18 protein-coding genes are annotated in these 17,820 nt (G+C 37.3%); 13 read left to right on the top strand and 5 right to left on the bottom strand.

Going from position 1 to position 17,820, the window contains the following annotated elements:
• Positions 1-18: 18 nt before the first annotated feature.
• Positions 19-1,737, top strand: coding sequence for an HD-GYP domain-containing protein (locus NP781_RS14150; protein ID WP_257520194.1), 1,719 nt, complete (start codon positions 19-21; stop codon positions 1,735-1,737).
• 52 nt (positions 1,738-1,789) lie between these two features.
• Here NP781_RS14150 and NP781_RS14145 read toward each other — a convergent pair whose 3' ends face one another.
• On the bottom strand, positions 1,790-3,175 hold the full coding sequence (locus NP781_RS14145; protein ID WP_004227145.1) for a glycine--tRNA ligase: 1,386 nt from the start codon (positions 3,173-3,175) through the stop codon (positions 1,790-1,792).
• A gap of 428 nt (positions 3,176-3,603) precedes the next feature.
• Between NP781_RS14145 and NP781_RS14140 the strand changes: the two genes are divergently transcribed.
• The 11 genes from NP781_RS14140 to NP781_RS14090 all read left to right on the top strand — a co-directional run bounded on the left by NP781_RS14140 (position 3,604) and on the right by NP781_RS14090 (position 13,234).
• A complete protein-coding gene (locus NP781_RS14140) occupies positions 3,604-4,236 on the top strand; it encodes a transcriptional regulator CcpN (protein WP_004227151.1) in 633 nt (210 codons plus the stop codon).
• 15 nt (positions 4,237-4,251) lie between these two features.
• Positions 4,252-5,064, top strand: coding sequence for a pyruvate, water dikinase regulatory protein (locus NP781_RS14135; RefSeq protein ID WP_004227157.1), 813 nt, complete (start codon positions 4,252-4,254; stop codon positions 5,062-5,064).
• A 206-nt stretch (positions 5,065-5,270) separates the two neighbouring features.
• On the top strand, positions 5,271-7,103 hold the full coding sequence (gene dnaG, locus NP781_RS14130) for a DNA primase (RefSeq protein WP_081011013.1): 1,833 nt from the start codon (positions 5,271-5,273) through the stop codon (positions 7,101-7,103).
• A 32-nt stretch (positions 7,104-7,135) separates the two neighbouring features.
• Positions 7,136-8,263 carry an RNA polymerase sigma factor RpoD gene (gene rpoD / locus NP781_RS14125; protein ID WP_004227165.1) on the top strand — a complete coding sequence of 376 codons (1,128 nt, stop codon included), beginning with the start codon at positions 7,136-7,138 and terminating at the stop codon, positions 8,261-8,263.
• Between the two features lie 245 nt (positions 8,264-8,508).
• Positions 8,509-9,075 (top strand): hypothetical protein, encoded by a 567-nt coding sequence (locus tag NP781_RS14120; protein WP_004227167.1) that lies wholly within the window; start codon positions 8,509-8,511, stop codon positions 9,073-9,075.
• A 462-nt stretch (positions 9,076-9,537) separates the two neighbouring features.
• Positions 9,538-9,903, top strand: a complete 366-nt coding sequence (locus NP781_RS14115; protein ID WP_004227169.1) for a c-type cytochrome — start codon at positions 9,538-9,540, stop codon at positions 9,901-9,903.
• Between the two features lie 162 nt (positions 9,904-10,065).
• Complete coding sequence (locus tag NP781_RS14110) at positions 10,066-10,758, top strand: tRNA (adenine(22)-N(1))-methyltransferase (RefSeq protein ID WP_257520193.1); 693 nt, start codon at positions 10,066-10,068, stop codon at positions 10,756-10,758.
• Position 10,759: 1 nt separating this feature from the next.
• The gene (locus tag NP781_RS14105; protein ID WP_257520192.1) at positions 10,760-11,881 is read left to right on the top strand and encodes a Nif3-like dinuclear metal center hexameric protein; all 1,122 of its coding nucleotides are present in this window, start codon (positions 10,760-10,762) and stop codon (positions 11,879-11,881) included.
• A 14-nt stretch (positions 11,882-11,895) separates the two neighbouring features.
• Positions 11,896-12,120 (top strand): hypothetical protein, encoded by a 225-nt coding sequence (locus NP781_RS14100; RefSeq protein ID WP_048392200.1) that lies wholly within the window; start codon positions 11,896-11,898, stop codon positions 12,118-12,120.
• Positions 12,121-12,232: 112 nt separating this feature from the next.
• Entirely contained in the window at positions 12,233-12,481 is a 249-nt protein-coding gene (locus NP781_RS14095) for a DUF2164 domain-containing protein (RefSeq protein WP_221680085.1), read from the top strand.
• A 213-nt stretch (positions 12,482-12,694) separates the two neighbouring features.
• Positions 12,695-13,234 (top strand): NADPH-dependent FMN reductase, encoded by a 540-nt coding sequence (locus NP781_RS14090; RefSeq protein WP_009370126.1) that lies wholly within the window; start codon positions 12,695-12,697, stop codon positions 13,232-13,234.
• Positions 13,235-13,296: 62 nt separating this feature from the next.
• Here NP781_RS14090 and NP781_RS14085 read toward each other — a convergent pair whose 3' ends face one another.
• Complete coding sequence (locus tag NP781_RS14085) at positions 13,297-13,476, bottom strand: hypothetical protein (protein ID WP_257520191.1); 180 nt, start codon at positions 13,474-13,476, stop codon at positions 13,297-13,299.
• Positions 13,477-13,740: 264 nt separating this feature from the next.
• On the opposite strand from NP781_RS14085, the gene NP781_RS14080 reads away from it, so the two are divergent.
• Positions 13,741-14,367 carry a hypothetical protein gene (locus NP781_RS14080; RefSeq protein ID WP_257520190.1) on the top strand — a complete coding sequence of 209 codons (627 nt, stop codon included), beginning with the start codon at positions 13,741-13,743 and terminating at the stop codon, positions 14,365-14,367.
• A 72-nt stretch (positions 14,368-14,439) separates the two neighbouring features.
• On the opposite strand, the gene NP781_RS14075 is transcribed toward NP781_RS14080, so the two are convergent.
• From NP781_RS14075 to NP781_RS14065, 3 genes are all read right to left on the bottom strand, one after another.
• Positions 14,440-14,976 carry a tubby C-terminal domain-like protein gene (locus NP781_RS14075; RefSeq protein WP_221680088.1) on the bottom strand — a complete coding sequence of 179 codons (537 nt, stop codon included), beginning with the start codon at positions 14,974-14,976 and terminating at the stop codon, positions 14,440-14,442.
• A 153-nt stretch (positions 14,977-15,129) separates the two neighbouring features.
• Complete coding sequence (locus NP781_RS14070) at positions 15,130-16,389, bottom strand: dicarboxylate/amino acid:cation symporter (RefSeq protein WP_009370130.1); 1,260 nt, start codon at positions 16,387-16,389, stop codon at positions 15,130-15,132.
• Positions 16,390-16,653: 264 nt separating this feature from the next.
• A complete protein-coding gene (locus NP781_RS14065) occupies positions 16,654-17,703 on the bottom strand; it encodes a TRAP transporter substrate-binding protein (RefSeq protein ID WP_221680089.1) in 1,050 nt (349 codons plus the stop codon).
• Positions 17,704-17,820: the final 117 nt, after the last annotated feature.

Here is a 17,820-nt window from a genome sequence, read left to right as displayed (position 1 = left end):
GCGTATGTGGCAAAATATATGCTACGAAAAGTAACCTTAAGTATTCATGAAGTTGAAGCAAATGATATATTAGCAGAAGATATTTTTTCAGAGTATCGTTTATTGGCTAAAAAGGATTTAGTTTTAACGGAGCGAATTATTGCCTTACTTAAACTTCGTAAAGTAGATGAATTAGCTGTCTATTTGCCATCTGATTCAGTTCGAGTTGTCCATGATTTAAGTGCTCAACGAACAAGAGAATATGAAGATCTATTTGCCCCATTAATTGAAAAAAGAGATCCTGTGGATGATTATAGAGAGACAGTCAGTCAGCTTTTTATGACAACGTTGGAAAATGTCGTGCACGAATTACGCTATGGACAAATTCTTAAAAGCATACAAGATACGGCTTATGTAAGAGGTGTTTTTGAAAAGATTTTGGAAAAAAAACATCGCTATGAGCTACTTATGCGTTTAAAGGAATGGGACGAGTATTCATTTGTCCATTCATTTGATGTGTTTGTATTAGGTACAATTTTCGCTAGATACCTAGGTTTAACAGATATTGAAACATTAGCTAGGGGCTACCTGTTCCATGATATCGGGAAGGTTTTTATACCACAAGAAATATTAAATCTGAAACGTAAACTCTCTGAAGATGAGTTTGATATTGTAAAGACGCACACAACAAAAGGCTACGAGCTACTCATGGAACATAACGAGGAAGACATTGCCTATTTGGCACGAGATCATCATGAACGTTTTGCGGGAAAGGGCTATCCAAATCAACTTTGTGCGGATGATATGAGTGATGGTGTACAATTATTACAAATTGTTGATGTATATTCAGCGATGACATCCAAGAGAGTCTATCATGTTGGCTATGGTGCTACAGATGCTTTAGCCGTCTTATACAGAGATCGACATTTATATAATGAGAGCTTTATGCATAAATTTGTAGAATGTTTAGGGATTTACCCAGTCAACTCTGTTGTTATGTTATCAGATAATCGCAGTGCACAAGTAGAACTTGTTTATGATTTATTTCCTACATTACCAAAAGTAAGATTGTTAGATGAGCAAAAATCAATGAATCTACCTTTGAACTATAGTGTGAGAATTACGAAAATGATCGACTATCGAGCGAATAGCTTTGAAGAGATTTTCAACTTATTTGTGGAGCAATTAATCCGCTGTGACGAAAATAATCTGAGAATTCATTTTAATAAATTAATTGACCATTTACATCCTAAAGAAATTGTCTTAAAAATTTTTCTGCCAGCCTTTCGTATTTTACGTTTACTAACAAGAGAAATCCAAACGGATATGACAAAGTACCGCAATTCTATTGGTATTTTAAAAACGCTACTAGAAGAGCAATTAAACGTTTTATATATGGATTATCAACATGAGCAAACGACCATATTAGTTGTGGAGACATCGTTGCGTGAAAATTTCTTCATTAAGCTTGTTCAAAGTATTTTGTATATTGATAAAATTGTGCCATTCTTTATAAACCCAGGTGATGATCAACGTATTACACAATTGATGGAACATTGTGATGTCAATGTCGCTTACTTTATTGAAGATGAACAAACTTTTGACAAACGGGTTCGTCCAATGCGAGAAGGTACATTCCTTTATTACTCACTAGCGGATATTGAGGAGCTATTAGTGAGCTTAATAGGTTTGAGCATGAAAAAGTTTTCATTCGAGGAAAAAATGCAAGAGCGCTTATTTTCAACATATAAAGCATAAGAAAGAGGGAGTTGCCTGCTGGCTACCCCCTCTTTTTTGAGCATTAAAGTGATTAGAATTGTAGGTGTTTTTCAATATAGGCTTTTACTTCAGCAATAGGCATACGAACTTGTGTCATAGAGTCACGATGACGTACTGTTACTTGGCCGTCCTCTTTTGAATCAAAATCATATGTGATACAGAATGGTGTACCAATTTCATCTTGACGACGGTAACGTTTACCAATTGATTGTGATTCATCAAAATCAACAGGGAAGGCTTTACGTAGTTCAGCCCAAACATCTGTAGCTTCATCAGATAATTTTTTAGAAAGTGGTAGCACGGCAGCCTTAAATGGAGCCAGAGCAGGGTGGAAACGTAAAACCGTACGTTTATCATCACCTTCTAGTTCCTCTTCATCATAGGCATCACACAGGAAAGCTAATGTTACACGATCAGCTCCTAATGATGGTTCAATACAATATGGAACATAACGTTCGTTTGATACAGGATCAATGTAAGTGAAATCTTCACCGGAGTGCTCCATATGTTGTTTTAAGTCGTAATCTGTACGATCCGCTACACCCCAAAGCTCTCCCCAGCCAAATGGGAATTTGAATTCGATATCTGTTGTAGCGTTAGAGTAGTGAGATAGCTCATCATCCTCATGGTCACGAAGGCGCATCGAATCTTCTTTCATGCCTAGGTTTAGTAACCAATTTTTACAGAATTCTTTCCAATATGCATGCCATTCAAGGTCTTCACCAGGTTTACAGAAGAATTCAAGCTCCATTTGTTCGAATTCACGTGTACGGAATGTAAAGTTACCTGGTGTAATTTCGTTACGGAAAGATTTACCGATTTGTGCGATACCAAATGGTGTACGTTTACGCATAGAACGTTGAACGTTTTTAAAGTTCACGAAAATACCTTGTGCCGTTTCTGGGCGTAAATAAATTTCATTTGTAGAGGATTCCGTTACACCTTGGAATGTTTTAAACATAAGGTTGAATTGGCGAATATCTGTGAAATCAGCCTTTCCGCAATCAGGACATACTACGTCATATTTAATCATTGTTTCTTTCATTTGGTCGAATGTCATACCATCAACAATGATTTCATCGCCCTTCGCTAATGCAGCGTCTTCGATAATTTTATCTGCACGGTGGCGGGCCTTACATGATTTACAGTCGATCATTGGGTCATTGAAGTTTCCTACGTGACCAGAAGCAACCCAAGCTTTTGGATTCATCAAAATAGCAGCATCGATACCTACATTGTATTCAGATTCCTGAACAAACTTTTGCCACCATGCTTTTTTAATATTATTTTTTAATTCCACACCTAGTGGACCATAATCCCAAGTGTTTGCTAAACCTCCGTAGATTTCAGAACCAGGGAAGACAAAGCCTCGATGCTTCGCTAAAGATACGATGGTTTCCATTGATTTGTTAGCCATAAAATAGCCTCCTTTAATTTTTTAATACGTTGTTTTAGCGGTAAAAACGCCAAAGTTTTTTTCATTCAGTTGCAACTAAATGAAAATAGCACCCGTCTCCGGGCACAATGTATGCCCAGGGACGAGTGCTAATACCCGCGGTTCCACCCTGATTGTTTTAAACAAGTAGTTTAAAACCTCTTTTCAAAAAGTTAGCTCAGGGAGTGCCTTTTCTCTGTTGCTGTGTAGACTTTCACCATCTTCTACTCGCTATAGAATGGAACAGATACTTTTTTCCCATCATCGCCTGTATAACGCAATTTGCTCGAAAATACAGATAGAGCAAGCGTATGTGTCAATATTGTAGCATGTAGTTCTTTAATTCGCAATAATTATTAAAATAGTATATAATAATTGAGCATAAGTATAACACTATTAGATTTGAGGCGGTGAGTCCAATCGAACTCAATAAACGTCAGGAAGACATATTACAAATTGTGAAAGAAAATGGCCCTATTACGGGGGAACATATTGCCGAACGTCTCAATCTGACAAGAGCAACTCTAAGACCGGATTTAGCAATCCTAACAATGGCAGGATTTCTGGATGCGAGACCAAGGGTTGGTTATTTTTATTCAGGTAAGAAGGCATCTGTTACATTAATAGATAGTATTCACAATTTAAAAGTGAAGGATTTTCATTCAGGGCCAGTAGTTGTCCCTGAAACAATGACGGTTTATGATGCAATTTGCTTTATGTTTTCAGAAGATGTTGGTACACTCTTTGTCGTAGATAAGAATGAGTTTTTGACAGGCGTACTATCTCGCAAAGATTTACTGCGTACAAGTATTGGTACGCAGGATTTAAATAAAATTCCAGTACATATTATTATGACGCGTATGCCAAATATTTCGTACTGTGAAAGATCAGATTCTTTAATTGTTGCAGCGAACAAACTTATTGAACGTGAGGTTGATTCACTACCAGTAGTTGAACCGCAAGAGGGTGGTTTAACGATTGTTGGTCGTCTTACAAAAACAACGATTACACGGGCTTTCTTATCTCTTGCACAAAATGTCTAAATGAAGGAGAGCTGCATGAAAAGATTACGCGTATTTGTTGTATCTGATTCTGTCGGTGAAACTGGTGATCAAGTTGCAAAAGCGGTTATTAGCCAGTTCCGACCGGGTCTTGAAAATACTGTAATTCGTCGATTTCCACATATTCAATCAGAGGAGCTTATCCGTAAAATTGTTTTTCTTGCTTCGCAACAGCGAGCATTTATTGTTTATACACTGGTTCGCCAAGAAATGCGTAAATTATTACATGATTTATGTGAACAAGAAAAAATTCAGGCTGTGGATATTTTAGGTCCGGCCTTACAATCAATGGCAGCTTTTATGGAAGAAAATCCATTGGAAACGCCTGGCATTGTTCATCTGCTGGATGATGATTATTTCAAAAAAATTGAAGCGATTGAATTTGCGGTAAAATATGATGATGGTAGAGACCCACGAGGACTATTACAAGCTGATATCGTACTAGTTGGTGTATCAAGAACTTCTAAAACACCACTATCACAATATTTAGCCCATAAAAAATATAAAGTTGCGAATGTACCTTTAGTGCCAGAGGTAGAACCACCAGAAGAGCTATTACAGATAGACCCTAAAAAATGCTTTGGTTTAATTATTTCCCCTGAGAAGTTAAACTCAATCCGGAAAGAAAGGTTAATGTCTCTCGGCTTGAATGATGATGCTATCTATGCACAGCATGAAAGAATTCTTGATGAGATTCAGCATTTTGAAAAAATTGTCGGTAGAATAGGTTGTCAAGTTATCGATGTGACAAATAAAGCTGTTGAAGAGACAGCAAATACGATTATCGAACATATTTTGACCTGTAAATAAGGATAGAATTTTAAACCACCTCGGTTAGCAGAGGCGGTTTTTTTGAGTGGATTTTAAAAACGGTATAGATAAAAACTAATTTTTGTTTTATAATAATAAAATTGTGGTAAAAATATTTATAAGAGAAAAATCCTAATTTTTTGTCGAGAAATAAAGGAATTTTAAAACGAATAGCGAATTGTGTTTCTAGAACGCAAATATTAAAGATGGTGATGGATTTGGCAGGGAAGATTCCAGAAGAAGTAATTGAGCAGATTCGCACACAATCAGATATCGTTGATGTTATTAGTGAATACATGCAGCTTACTAAGCGTGGGCGAAATTGGTTTGGTCTCTGTCCATTTCATGGAGAGCAAACACCGTCTTTTTCTGTATCTACAGATAAGCAAATTTTTCATTGCTTTGGTTGTGGTGCAGGCGGCAATGCCATTACTTTTGTAATGGATATTGAAGGCATTTCTTTTCCAGATGCTGTTGTGAAACTTGGGGAACGTGTTGGCATACACTTAGATGTTGAGCCAAGTTTCCCTGGAGGAACGAAAAAGATATCTAAAGCGGAAGAAAGGATGAAAGAAGCACACGCTTTTGCAGCAGATTTTTTTCATCATTTACTGTTGAATACAGAGGATGGTGAAGAACCTTTAAATTATTTGCTAGAAAGAGGATTTACAAGGGAACTTATCGAATCTAATAACATTGGTTGGTCTCTCCCAAGCTTTGATGCATTAACAATATTGCTTGAAAGAAAAGGTTATAACTTACAAGAAATTGCCGAAAGTGGCTTAATCATCAAAAGAGAGGGAGAAGAACGTTATTTTGATCGTTTTAGAGGACGTATCATGTTTCCTATTCGAGATGAGAATGGTAAAATTATTGCCTTCTCAGGACGTATCCTTTCATCCAATGGTGAGGAAGCAAAATATTTAAATAGTCCAGAATCACCAATTTTCCAAAAAAGTGAAGTGCTGTATAACCTAGATAAAGCACGAACTTCTATCAGAAAAAATCGTCAAGTAGTATTGATGGAAGGATTTATGGACGTTTTAGCAGCCAACTCTGTAGGTGTAATGAATGTTGTTGCGACAATGGGTACTTCGTTAACAAATCAGCATATCACAAAGCTAAAGCGCTTAGTAGAGCAAATTACGATTTGCTATGATGGTGATAATGCTGGATTTGATGCAGCGAAACGAGCGGCGCAGCTACTGCATACAGAGCGAATGAAAGTCGATATTGCCGTGTTGCCAGAAAAATTAGATCCTGATGAATACATTCACACTTTAGGTGGACAAGCATTTAAGGAACAAATTTTGGAAAAACCTCATGCGTATATTGCTTTTATGATGATGCATGCTAGACGCAATAAGAACTTTCAATTTGAAAATGATACGCTTCAATATATTCAAGAAGTTCTTGAGCAGCTAGTGGGAAGATCTTCACCAGTTGAACGAGATTTGTATATACGACAGCTATCAAATGAAACAAACATCTCGGAAGAAGCCATTTATGCCCAATTCCGAAAACTGGAGGCTAATCAGGTACGTTCTGCTAAAGTAGAAATGCCTACACAGATACCTTCAATGCCAGTCACGCAACAACAAAAGCCTATGGACGCAGCTGAACGTGCCGAACGTTTATTACTGGCTCATATGCTTCATAATATAGATGTAGTGGACAGGGTATTACGTAGTGAGCAAAAAGAGCCATTTGTACGAGATGCCTATATGGCAGTTTTTGTTCGCTTAGTTGGATTTTATGAGGAGTATGGTCATCCTGATTATCAACGTTTTGTGGAAATTTTGGATGACGCTGAATTGCGAAAAATTGTCATGGAAGCGGCTTTAGTTGAGCGAGATCCTGATCAAGCAGAGGCAGAGGTTATGGACTCTATCCGTCAGCTTCAAAAATATAGAATTGAGCAAGAAATTTATCAAAAGATGCATGAGTCAAAGGAAGCGGAGAAGATGCATGAGTATGCACGTGCACTTGAAATCGCCCAACAGATTATTCATTTAAGAAAATCGTTATCGGCGATTTAACCCGATTCGGTTGTTTAGAAGGAGGAAGGTTTATGGCGGACAAGTCAGAACGTTCAAAAGAGATAGAAGTAGAAATTACATTAGATGATGCAAAAAAATTCCTACAAGAAAAAGCAAAAACAGAGGGTGAAATTTCAATGAAAGAAATTTCAGAGAAACTAACACCTTATGAATTGGAAAACGAAGAAATTTTCCATTTTGCTGAGGATCTTGAAAAGCATAAAGATATTCAAATCATTGGAAAAGAAGAATTTGAAGAAGAAAGTCTAATGAAAGAAGAAGCGAACGAAGAAACTTTCGACTTAAATGATTTGAGTGTGCCACCAGGTGTTAAAATCAATGACCCTGTACGTATGTATTTAAAAGAAATCGGCCGAGTGGATTTATTATCTGCTGAGCAAGAAATTGCACTTGCTGAACGCATTGAGCAAGGGGACGAGGAAGCACGTAAACGCCTTGCAGAAGCGAATTTACGTCTAGTTGTATCGATTGCAAAACGCTATGTTGGTCGTGGAATGCTATTCCTTGATTTAATTCAAGAAGGAAATATGGGTCTTATTAAGGCTGTTGAAAAATTCGATTACCGTAAAGGATTTAAGTTCTCGACTTACGCTACATGGTGGATTCGTCAGGCGATTACACGCGCAATCGCTGACCAAGCCCGTACGATTCGTATTCCTGTTCATATGGTCGAAACCATTAATAAATTAATACGTGTACAACGTCAACTTTTACAAGATTTAGGTCGTGAGCCTTCTCCAGAGGAAATTGGAGAAGAAATGGATTTAACACCTGAAAAAGTACGTGAAATTTTAAAAATTGCACAAGAACCAGTATCTCTTGAAACACCAATTGGAGAAGAAGATGATTCCCATTTAGGAGACTTTATCGAGGACTCAGAAGCACAATCTCCTTCCGACCATGCAGCCTATGAACTGTTAAAAGAACAATTAGAAGATGTACTAGATACATTAACAGACCGTGAAGAAAACGTACTTCGTTTACGTTTTGGGTTAGATGATGGTCGCACACGTACATTAGAAGAGGTTGGAAAAGTCTTTGGCGTAACGCGTGAACGTATTCGTCAAATCGAGGCGAAAGCACTAAGAAAATTACGCCATCCTTCTCGTAGTAAACGTTTAAAAGACTTCTTAGAATAAAATTTAAAATAGCTGGAGCTATCCAAGTAGTGAGATAATGACTAATTGGTATAGCTCTTTTTTTATAGGCTTGAAAAGTGAACAAAAAGAAATTAGCCTTGCTATTCACCTATCGATGTTATGCAATCATAGATAATTAGAATGAGGGAAATGCTAGATTTGCGACTTTATACAGATGTGTTTTCAAATAGTGTGAGATAAAATTGTAATACAACCATTATTAAGCAATGTTTGGAGCTAACACTATGACAAATCCTCGCAAAAAAATAATCCTTAATGAAATTTTGTTTTGGAAGCAAAATAAACTTTTACCTGAGCACTATTGTGACTTTTTAGCAGCTCTTTATACGGAGGGGGCTGATATAGAGGAGTTAGAACCAGTGCAACATCCTAAACAAGCGGTCTTGCCATCAGAAAAAAGAAAAATGATCCTATTGGTAGTGGGTCTATGTATCGCCATAATGGCTGTTTTGGCACTTTATTTTACAATGCAATCATTAACATTGATTTTTACAGTAATTGTGGGAGTAGGCGCATGCATCTTATTTATTGCTGCGTGGCAAATGGCGCGAAAAAAACATCTACTAGCTCCCATTTTTCATGTACTAGCGGCCATCCTGTTATTTAGTATGTCGATCCGCATTTGTACTACATATTTTAGTGGAAATAATACGGTTTTATTTTGCTTGATTGCAGCAAATTGTGTCATTTGGCTTTTGTCAGGTATTAAAATGAAACTTCTATATTTCACAGTCTCAGGTGCTTTAGGATTAATAGCACTAGTGGGGTACTATATCATAAATTTATCTTGATTTAGCAAATGTTATTTGTATCGATGTACAAAGGACTCCATCTACTATATCAGGTAAGAAACTTAATTGAACTTTAGTGTTTATATAAAACCATAATTTGTGACAATTTATCTATAATAGGGTCAGTATCATGTTAAAGTTTTTACCTCAGGAGATTCAAAATCTGTACGCTAATTAAAAACGTACAGATTTTTTAATTTTGGGTATATGAATGAGTGAAAAGGGTATGATAACAGCATAAATATAATGAAAAAGAAATTGTATAAAAGGATAAATTTGACCAAATTTGGATGTTGGCAAGACATATTTTATCCAATAGATACAGAAATGTCGAATTTGTTACAAACAAAGGAAAACTTAGCGAATAGGGCTTTTCGTTTCTTTGTTAATGAAGTACAATATTAGATGTTGACTGATTCTATATTATAATAGAAGTAGACTTAAAATGAGGAGGGGAAACTTATGAAAAACAATCCAGTCGTTCCTTACATCTTAATTCTGGCATTTGGTATTGGTCTTATTTTCTTCATGTCTTTACAAGGTGCAGATAACAAGAAAGAAATTGCTGCTGAACATGAGGGCGGTGGCGAAACTACAGAAACTACAGACGCAAATGCTGGTGGTGATGGAGCAGCATTAGTACAATCTTGTATCGGTTGTCACGGTGGTGATTTAACTGGTGGTATGGGTCCAAACCTACATGGCTTAGATGAAGCTCGTATCGTAGAAGTTTTAACAAAGGGTATCGAAGGTACTCCAATGCAACCAAACATGAAAACTGAAGAGGAAGCAAAAGCAATCGCTGAATACATTTCTACTTTAGAATAGTAAAACTGACAAGTAGCTGTACTGAAATAGTACAGCTACTTTTTAGATTTAAGCATCATGAAGATGGGGTTGTCCACATAGAAATGTGAGACAACTCCATTTGTTTTTTCACGACATCATCCATACTATTAATGGACTCTATTGAAGATAGGCGGTATAAAAATGAACGCACAAAAACTTTCAAAGCGATTAGAAGCAGTAGCAAAATTTGTTCCTACAGGAGCAGTCATGGCGGATATTGGTAGTGACCATGCCTATCTACCATGTTATTTAATTCACAAAGGGACTGCCTCATATGCCATAGCAGGAGAAGTTGTAAGAGGACCTTATGAATCAGCGGTAGGACAAGTACAGAAGGAAAACTTAACAGAAAAAATTACAGTACGCCTTGCAGACGGTTTAGCAGCGATCAAAGAAGCTGACCATGTGGATACGGTGACAATTGCTGGCATGGGTGGACCATTAATTGTTTCCATTCTAGAGAAGCATCCAGAAAAGCTTCAAGGTGTCACACGTCTAATCCTACAACCAAATATTCACGCCAAGGTTATCCGTGAGTGGGCTTTAGCACATCAATGGGCGATTCTTGATGAAGAGATTTTAGAGGAAGATGATAAAATCTATGAAATCCTTGTGTTACAAAGAGGCCAAATGGAGCTCTCTACAGCAGAGATTTTGTTTGGACCTAAGCTAAGCCTGCGTAAATCACCAGCATTTACGAAAAAATGGTTGCGTGAAAAAGACAATTGGCAACGTGTACTAAAATCCATTGAGGGAGCAGAACAAACACCTGAAATTGAAGAAAAACGTGCAGAGTTAACGGCTCTGATACATTTAGTAGAAGGAGTTTTGTAAGATGAAAACGGTAAATGGCCAAGAAGTTATTCAAGTGTTCGAAGCATGGTCACCGAAAAAACTAGCTTGTATGGACAATGATCCAATTGGACTAGTGATAGGGACCCTAAACAAACCTGTCAGTAAAGTGTTGGTGACGTTAGATGTCAATGAAGCCGTGGCAAATGAGGCAATAGAAAAAGGCTGTGAGCTGATTATCGCACATCATCCACCAATCTTTAGACGCCTAGCGAATATCCGCACAGATCATCCAGCAGGGCGCTTATATGAAAAGCTGATTAAACACGATATTGCTGTATATGCCGCTCATACAAATTTAGATGTAGCCGAAGGTGGGGTAAATGATTTATTAGCAGATGCCCTACAGCTAAAAAACCGTTCAATATTAGAAGAAACGTATGCTGAGAATTTGTTGAAGCTGGCAGTCTTTATACCAACTGCTAATGCACAAGCATTACGTGAGGCGCTTGCAACAGCTGGGGCGGGTCGTATTGGCGACTATGAAGCATGTAGTTACACAACGACTGGAGAAGGTCGGTTCCGTGCACTAGCAGGAGCTAATCCGTTCGTTGGCTCTGTTGGCGAATTACATGTGGAGGAAGAAGTAAAGGTAGAAGTTGTTTTTCCTGAATCCATGAAAGGCCGCGTGTTAAAGGCCATGCTTACTAGTCATCCTTATGAGGAGCCTGCCTATGATGTGATACGTCTTGAGCAGCAAACAAATGTGATGGGATTAGGGCGTGTAGGTTACTTAACAAAGGAAATGACGTTACAACAATTTGCTGAATTCGTTAAACAGCAACTAGATGTGCCAGCTGTTCGTGTAGTGGGTGATTTACAATCGAAGGTCAGCAAGGTTGCGCTTGTTGGTGGAGATGGTAATAAATATATCTATGCGGCAAAACGTGCAGGAGCTGATGTTTTCTTAACAGGCGATATGTACTTCCATACAGCTCAGGACGCACAAGCCATTGATTTACAAATAGTAGATCCTGGGCATCATGTAGAAAAGGTAATGATTGCAGGAGTAGCAAAAAAAATGGCTGAACTATGTGAGGATAAAAAATACTTGGTTGAATTCATCCAATCAACGATCCATACAGAACCATTTTTATTTGTATAAGTGAGGGAACAAATATGGCTAATGAAAGACCAGCTGGTAATAAAGCCGGCAAGCTATGGATCATGATTGGTTTATTCATCGTTGTTTTTGGTATTGGTATGACGGTGATGACAAATATGGTCAATGATAAGAAAATCGATGCAATGACACAGCAATGTGAAGATGATGGTGGACAAGCGATTGTAGCAAAGGAGAAAAACTTTTTATCCACTAGCTATTCATTTGAATGTAAACAATGAGATGGAGGCTGAACGCTAGCAGTACTAGTGTTTCAGCCTTTTTGAATGCAAGGAATCTATGAACAGTGATAAGATGAAAAAAAATTGATTAACAGAAGTGGAGAGAGTTGTCTTGTTTATTCGTTTATCTAAAGATCAGCAGGAAATGATTCTTGCTGATATCCAACGGTTTTTTTATAATGAGCGTGATGAAGACATTAGTGAATTTGAAGCTGAACGTATGTTAGATTTTATCAAGGAGCATATTGCCCCCTATATTTATAATGCCGCCTTGTCAGATGCCAAGTATATTGTGGAAAGACAATACGCCTCTATTGAAGAGGAATTAGAGGCATTGGAGCAGCCCATTAAAATAAAATAATCCTCCTTATCCCTCTAGTTTAAATATTTGACAGGTAAGAAAGCTTGATGGTACCTTAATCTTGAATTAGAGATAATTCAATTCTAACTATTCAAAGCTAATTTTCGGGTGATGAATAAAGGGATATTTCCCTGACCAAAATGTTACGAGTGGCGAACACGTACGAAGAATCGTGATGGAGTCACAAGAATGGATGATAAGAGGAGGCGTCATATGTTAAAAATCGGTATTATTTTAGGAAGTACGCGAGAAGGTCGTGTAAGCCCACAAGTTGGAACTTGGGTAAAGGAAGTTGCGGAAAAACGTCGTGATGCGGAATATGAAATAATTGATATCGCTGAATTTAAATTACCATTTTTAGGGGAACCAGGTGGAGATACTTCTGGGGTAGCTACATGGTCAGAAAAAGTAGCAGCTTGTGACGGCTTTGTCTTTATTGTTGCGGAGTACAATCACTCCATTACAGGTGCATTAAAAAATGCATTAGATTATTTACGAGTGGAATGGAACAATAAAGCTGCTGGTATCGTCTCTTATGGTTCTGTTGGAGGAGCGCGTGCAGCAGAGCATCTACGAGGAATTCTCGGAGAATTGCTAGTTGCTGATGTTCGAGTGCATCCAGCATTATCATTATTTACTGATTTTGAAAACGGCTCTGTCTTTAAACCAAAAGAGGTGCAAGCCGATTCTGTTCATCAAATGTTAGATCAGCTTGTGCCATGGTCAACTGCTTTGAAAACAATTCGATCCTAAACTTAAAGCTTTGATTCAGACGGCCGCTTTCAGAAAGCGGTCGTTTTTTGATGAGGTAATCATTAATGTTTGATTTCTTCAAGGACTTTTTCCTTTAAATCATTCTCCATCGAAGATAGTTTTACTATATTGGTGAGGCGCTCTTTTAGTTCTTTATCTGTCATAATGCCACGTTCCTCTAAGATTTGTACAAGTAGATTTAATGTCAGTATATTTTTAATATCAGCTGCTTTTGATGCCATATAAAACCCTCCATAATGATAGAATTACTACCTCTTAAGTGTACTCCTTTTCTAGAAGCATGGCACAGAAAGAACAAAACAAAGCAAATTTATTTCGTGTCCCGGAATATGTAGGGAAAAATAAGCGATATAATTTCCCTTATGAAGAGGGGAGATACTGTATCCGACACTTCGCATTTTAGTAGGATAAGTGTGAGCTGTTTCAAGCTAGAAAAGCGAATATTGTAGTAAAAGGGGACATACCTTCCTATCAGGAGGGATTCAATGGGTAAACGGTTTGGGCTTGTCATCGGACTGTTGGTAGTCATTATATCTATGCTGGTCCTATTTGATAAATTTGCAGGAGAGAAAAGGTCAGAAGCAAATAAAGAGGCTCAATCGCTTATAACAAATGAAGAGTTGAGTCTAGCTCGATTGAAGGATAAGCTACTTGAAAAGTATGTCGGCATTGACGTTAAAACGACGGCAGAAAAGGAATTAGTAATCCAAGTTGTAGGCGAAGAAGACTATTTCCAGTCAATCAAAAAAGATATGGAATCCACAGCAAAAAATGCTTTAAAAACGTCTCCCCTAAAGGACTATCCCATAGTTTTTGAAAGATGGGAGTTTACCTCCTTGCTTGATAACAACAAGATAATGGGAGATGATATGAACCTTTTGATGGAAGATTTAATTGCGGGCTTAGAAGCTTTTGACGTATATGAATATTTAGTCATTGAAAATCGAACAACTATTACCATACAAACAAGTATAAACGGCGCTGCGCATGAGGCACTTGAGTTAGCGTTAAGGATGGAAGAAGCCATCAAGAAGATTGTACAAGCAAAAGCATCACAAAATGATTCCTATGTTATTAACATATTAAATGCCCAACGAGAAAAAATAAATTAGCTGTATAGAAAAATAACATAGGATTAAGGCATCGAGAGGTTAACGCTCGATGCCTTTGACATATTTAAGCAGCTATGTAGTTGTTGCAAAGAGAGCTTGATAAAGAGTTGCTAGGAGTGCAACAAAGCGCATATCATCCGTTTGGAAAAGCTTAAACTGTATGCCTATCTGTACTAGCTCAGTTTCAATAGAGCTTGCACTCGCAATCTTTTCGTCATTGCAATATAAATAAGCCGTAGAGGTAAAATCCTTTTCAAAACGAAATTCTAAATCGTCCATTTTGAATGAATAAGAGGATTCTAATAATTGCACTGTTTTCCGTTGAATGGGTATCAAGCTACCATCAGGCATAACAATTTGATGGCTGACTCCTTTTGTTAGCAGGGTAGATTGTACTTGAAAAAGTGGTACACCTAATGTAGTGCGTGTCTCATAACGGAATGGTAATGTTTGCTGTGCAGCTACCAGCAAGACAGCATTCAGTACTTTACCAGCAGAGGTACGTTCCATTTTTTGAAGTACACATACTGTTTCGTTGTGTTCATTCACGATTGGAATATCAGTAAAGCTTTTAAAGCCCTTCGGATAGGTAAGTGTAAATGTTGTCATAAAGAGACCTCCAGTCATTATTTATACGAGTATGCAGTCGAGGAGGTTTCAAGAAACTAGCTCTACGGTGTTTTTTATTTACATGCCTCTCTATAAATAAATGAATAGGCTGCTGAAGAGCAAATTATTTCGCTTTCAGCAGCCCTTTTCTTTTTATGATATTTGGGTATGACCGGACAGAGCTCGCTTTTCCTGCTCTGTATCAAATTCTTTTTCCATTTTTGACACGACCACTGTTGCGACACCATTACCAATTAGATTTGTAACAGCACGTGCTTCTGACATGAAGCGATCTACACCGATTAAAAGGGCAATCCCCTCTACTGGGATCATCGGGAATGCTGCTAATGTTGCTGCAAGTGTAATAAAGCCAGAGCCTGTTACACCAGCTGCCCCTTTAGAAGTAAGCATTAAGATGGCTAATAACGTAATTTGATGCCAAACATCTAAATCCACACCATAGGCTTGCGCAATAAAGATCGCAGCCATTGATAAGTAAATGGATGTTCCATCTAAGTTAAATGAATAGCCTGTAGGAATCACTAGCCCTACCACTTGCTTTGAACAACCATAGTTTTCAAGCTTACGCATCATGGAAGGTAATGCAGATTCAGATGAAGATGTTCCGATAACGATAAAGATTTCATCTTTAATGTACTTGATAAATTTAAAAATACTAAAGCCAAAATAATGGGTAATCAATCCAATAATCACAACAATAAAAATGAACATTGTAATGTAAACAGATAGCATTAAAAATCCTAAGTTTCCTAATGATTTAAGTCCAAAATTTCCGATTGTATAACTCATGGCACCAAACGCACCAATGGGTGAAATTTTCATCACCATGTTAACGATTTTAAAGAAAATATCTGCTACTTGCTCGAAAAATTTAATAACAGGTTTAGCTGGTTCTCCAATCGCCGCAGCAGCTAGTCCAAATAAAACAGCTGAGAACAAGACTGGTAATAATTCACCATTTGCTAAAGCACCAACTACATTTTCAGGAATAATTTGCATAATAAATGCACCTAAACCATGTTCTGCAGATGCCGCTTCGGTATATTGTGAAACATCAGCGCCGCTTGCTGCATCTGTATTAAAACCTTTACCTGGTTGAACAATATTGACAACGATTAAGCCAATTGCAAGGGCAAAAGTTGATACAATTTCAAAATAAATTAAAGCTTTTCCACCAATTTTACCAACCTTTTTGACATCCCCCATGCTACCAATGCCGATTACGACTGTTAAGAAGATAATTGGTGCTATTAACATTTTAATAAGTTTAATAAATATATCCGCCAATATTTTGAGCTTTGCCCCGAATTCTGGGAATGTTGCTCCGACGATAATCCCTAGGACAATGGCGATCAATACTTGTACTGTTAAGTTTTTAAAATTTATCCGCATATAGTTCTCCCCCTACAACATCTATGAATATTGTGTGAACGCTTTCATGTGGTTATCATAGCTGAAATTTTCCGACAATAGTGTTTATGACCGTAATGGTTGTATTGTTCATTTTGTTCATTCTGAGAGAAGGGGGGATTAAAGCTAGTAATGTCAAGGGTTTTAAGCTGTTTTATAGTAGTTATGATATTTCGGAATCTATTATAATACAAAAGAAAAAATCCTTACGTTTTGTAAGGATTTTTTCATTAATGAACAAAAGTATTAGGGAGCAACGATTTTTTCAATCTCTGCTAAGACATGATCGTTTTGAATATGACCTCTATAAAAATCATAAACAGGTACAAGTTGTTCCTTAAAGCGCTGTCTTTCTTGAGGACTCATTGTATATACATCAAAATCATCTAGCTGTTTCAGCTTGTCCATATCTTGTTCATTCATAAGTTCAGCCTGCTCAAATTGCCAATCGGTTGTTTCTTTCATAGCATCCAACAGCTGATGCTGAATTTTGATAGGTAGTGAATTCCAAAAGGTTTCATTCATTAATACAGCATAGCCTAAAATCCCATGCTGGGTGATAGTCATATGCTTTTGTACTTTATAAAAACCCTTTGAATAGATATTAGAAGCGGTATTTTCTTGTGCATCAATTGCATGCTTTTCTAAATCCGAAAAGACCTCACTAAAAGAAATAGGTATAGGTGTTGCATTGACTAGTTCAAATTGCTTTTCTAATGTTTTACTTGGCATCGTACGTACTCGTAAGCCCTGTAAATCTTCAAATGTATAAATAGGCTGCTCAACAGAGGTTAGATGCTTAAACCCATTGTACCAAAAGCCAAGCCCTTTAATATGGAACGGCTCTAGCTCATTGACCAATTGTTCGCCAATAGAACCCGTTAGGACTTCCTTTACTTGCTCATTTGTATTAAATAGAAAGGGTAAATCAAGCACCTGCCAATTAGGAACATAAGCTGTCATTTTAGAAAAAGTAGGGATGATCATTTCCACTTCTCCCTTTTGCAATGCCTCAAATTCATTTTCATCATTAAATAAAGAGGAGTTGGAGTAGACATGTACTTTGACCTTCCCGTTTGTTTTTTCTTCTACTAGCTCAGCAAATTTGTTGGCAGCTTGACCTTTAGGGGTATTTTCAGCGACGACATGACTTAAATGAATGGTTATCTGTGTGTCTAAACCCTTTTGCTCATCATCATAGGGAAGTGGCTTGGCGAATAGTAATCCTTGTTGAACACTGATAGTGAGGATTAACACAAGCACAGTTATAATCGTTCCAATAATAAATTTTTTCATTGTATACACCCAATTAATTCGTATTTTCTGATGTTTTTGTTATTCTAACATATGGAGTAAGCTAAAATATAGTAGAAGGGAGGCGGTCAGTTGAAATTTCAGAAGTTATCCATGCAA

Origin of the sequence: Lysinibacillus sp. FN11, from assembly GCF_024628845.1 — a bacterium.
GTDB classification, from domain to species: Bacteria; Bacillota; Bacilli; order Bacillales_A; family Planococcaceae; genus Lysinibacillus; species Lysinibacillus capsici.
The sequence above is the reverse complement of the archived record's forward strand: the minus strand, read 5'-3'. Positions and strand labels throughout refer to the sequence as shown.

What these genes read in the sequence shown, in the direction of transcription:
- NP781_RS14150 (WP_257520194.1), top strand. Translation starts at nt 19, where the DNA reads ATGCTACGAAAAGTAACCTTAAGTATTCATGAAGTTGAAGCAAATGAT.
- NP781_RS14145 (WP_004227145.1), bottom strand. Translation starts at nt 3,175, where the DNA reads ATGGCTAACAAATCAATGGAAACCATCGTATCTTTAGCGAAGCATCGA.
- NP781_RS14135 (WP_004227157.1), top strand. Translation starts at nt 4,252, where the DNA reads ATGAAAAGATTACGCGTATTTGTTGTATCTGATTCTGTCGGTGAAACT.
- dnaG (WP_081011013.1), top strand. Translation starts at nt 5,271, where the DNA reads ATGGTGATGGATTTGGCAGGGAAGATTCCAGAAGAAGTAATTGAGCAG.
- rpoD (WP_004227165.1), top strand. Translation starts at nt 7,136, where the DNA reads ATGGCGGACAAGTCAGAACGTTCAAAAGAGATAGAAGTAGAAATTACA.
- NP781_RS14120 (WP_004227167.1), top strand. Translation starts at nt 8,509, where the DNA reads ATGACAAATCCTCGCAAAAAAATAATCCTTAATGAAATTTTGTTTTGG.
- NP781_RS14115 (WP_004227169.1), top strand. Translation starts at nt 9,538, where the DNA reads ATGAAAAACAATCCAGTCGTTCCTTACATCTTAATTCTGGCATTTGGT.
- NP781_RS14110 (WP_257520193.1), top strand. Translation starts at nt 10,066, where the DNA reads ATGAACGCACAAAAACTTTCAAAGCGATTAGAAGCAGTAGCAAAATTT.
- NP781_RS14105 (WP_257520192.1), top strand. Translation starts at nt 10,760, where the DNA reads ATGAAAACGGTAAATGGCCAAGAAGTTATTCAAGTGTTCGAAGCATGG.
- NP781_RS14100 (WP_048392200.1), top strand. Translation starts at nt 11,896, where the DNA reads ATGGCTAATGAAAGACCAGCTGGTAATAAAGCCGGCAAGCTATGGATC.
- NP781_RS14090 (WP_009370126.1), top strand. Translation starts at nt 12,695, where the DNA reads ATGTTAAAAATCGGTATTATTTTAGGAAGTACGCGAGAAGGTCGTGTA.
- NP781_RS14085 (WP_257520191.1), bottom strand. Translation starts at nt 13,476, where the DNA reads ATGGCATCAAAAGCAGCTGATATTAAAAATATACTGACATTAAATCTA.
- NP781_RS14080 (WP_257520190.1), top strand. Translation starts at nt 13,741, where the DNA reads ATGGGTAAACGGTTTGGGCTTGTCATCGGACTGTTGGTAGTCATTATA.
- NP781_RS14075 (WP_221680088.1), bottom strand. Translation starts at nt 14,976, where the DNA reads ATGACAACATTTACACTTACCTATCCGAAGGGCTTTAAAAGCTTTACT.
- NP781_RS14070 (WP_009370130.1), bottom strand. Translation starts at nt 16,389, where the DNA reads ATGCGGATAAATTTTAAAAACTTAACAGTACAAGTATTGATCGCCATT.
- NP781_RS14065 (WP_221680089.1), bottom strand. Translation starts at nt 17,703, where the DNA reads ATGAAAAAATTTATTATTGGAACGATTATAACTGTGCTTGTGTTAATC.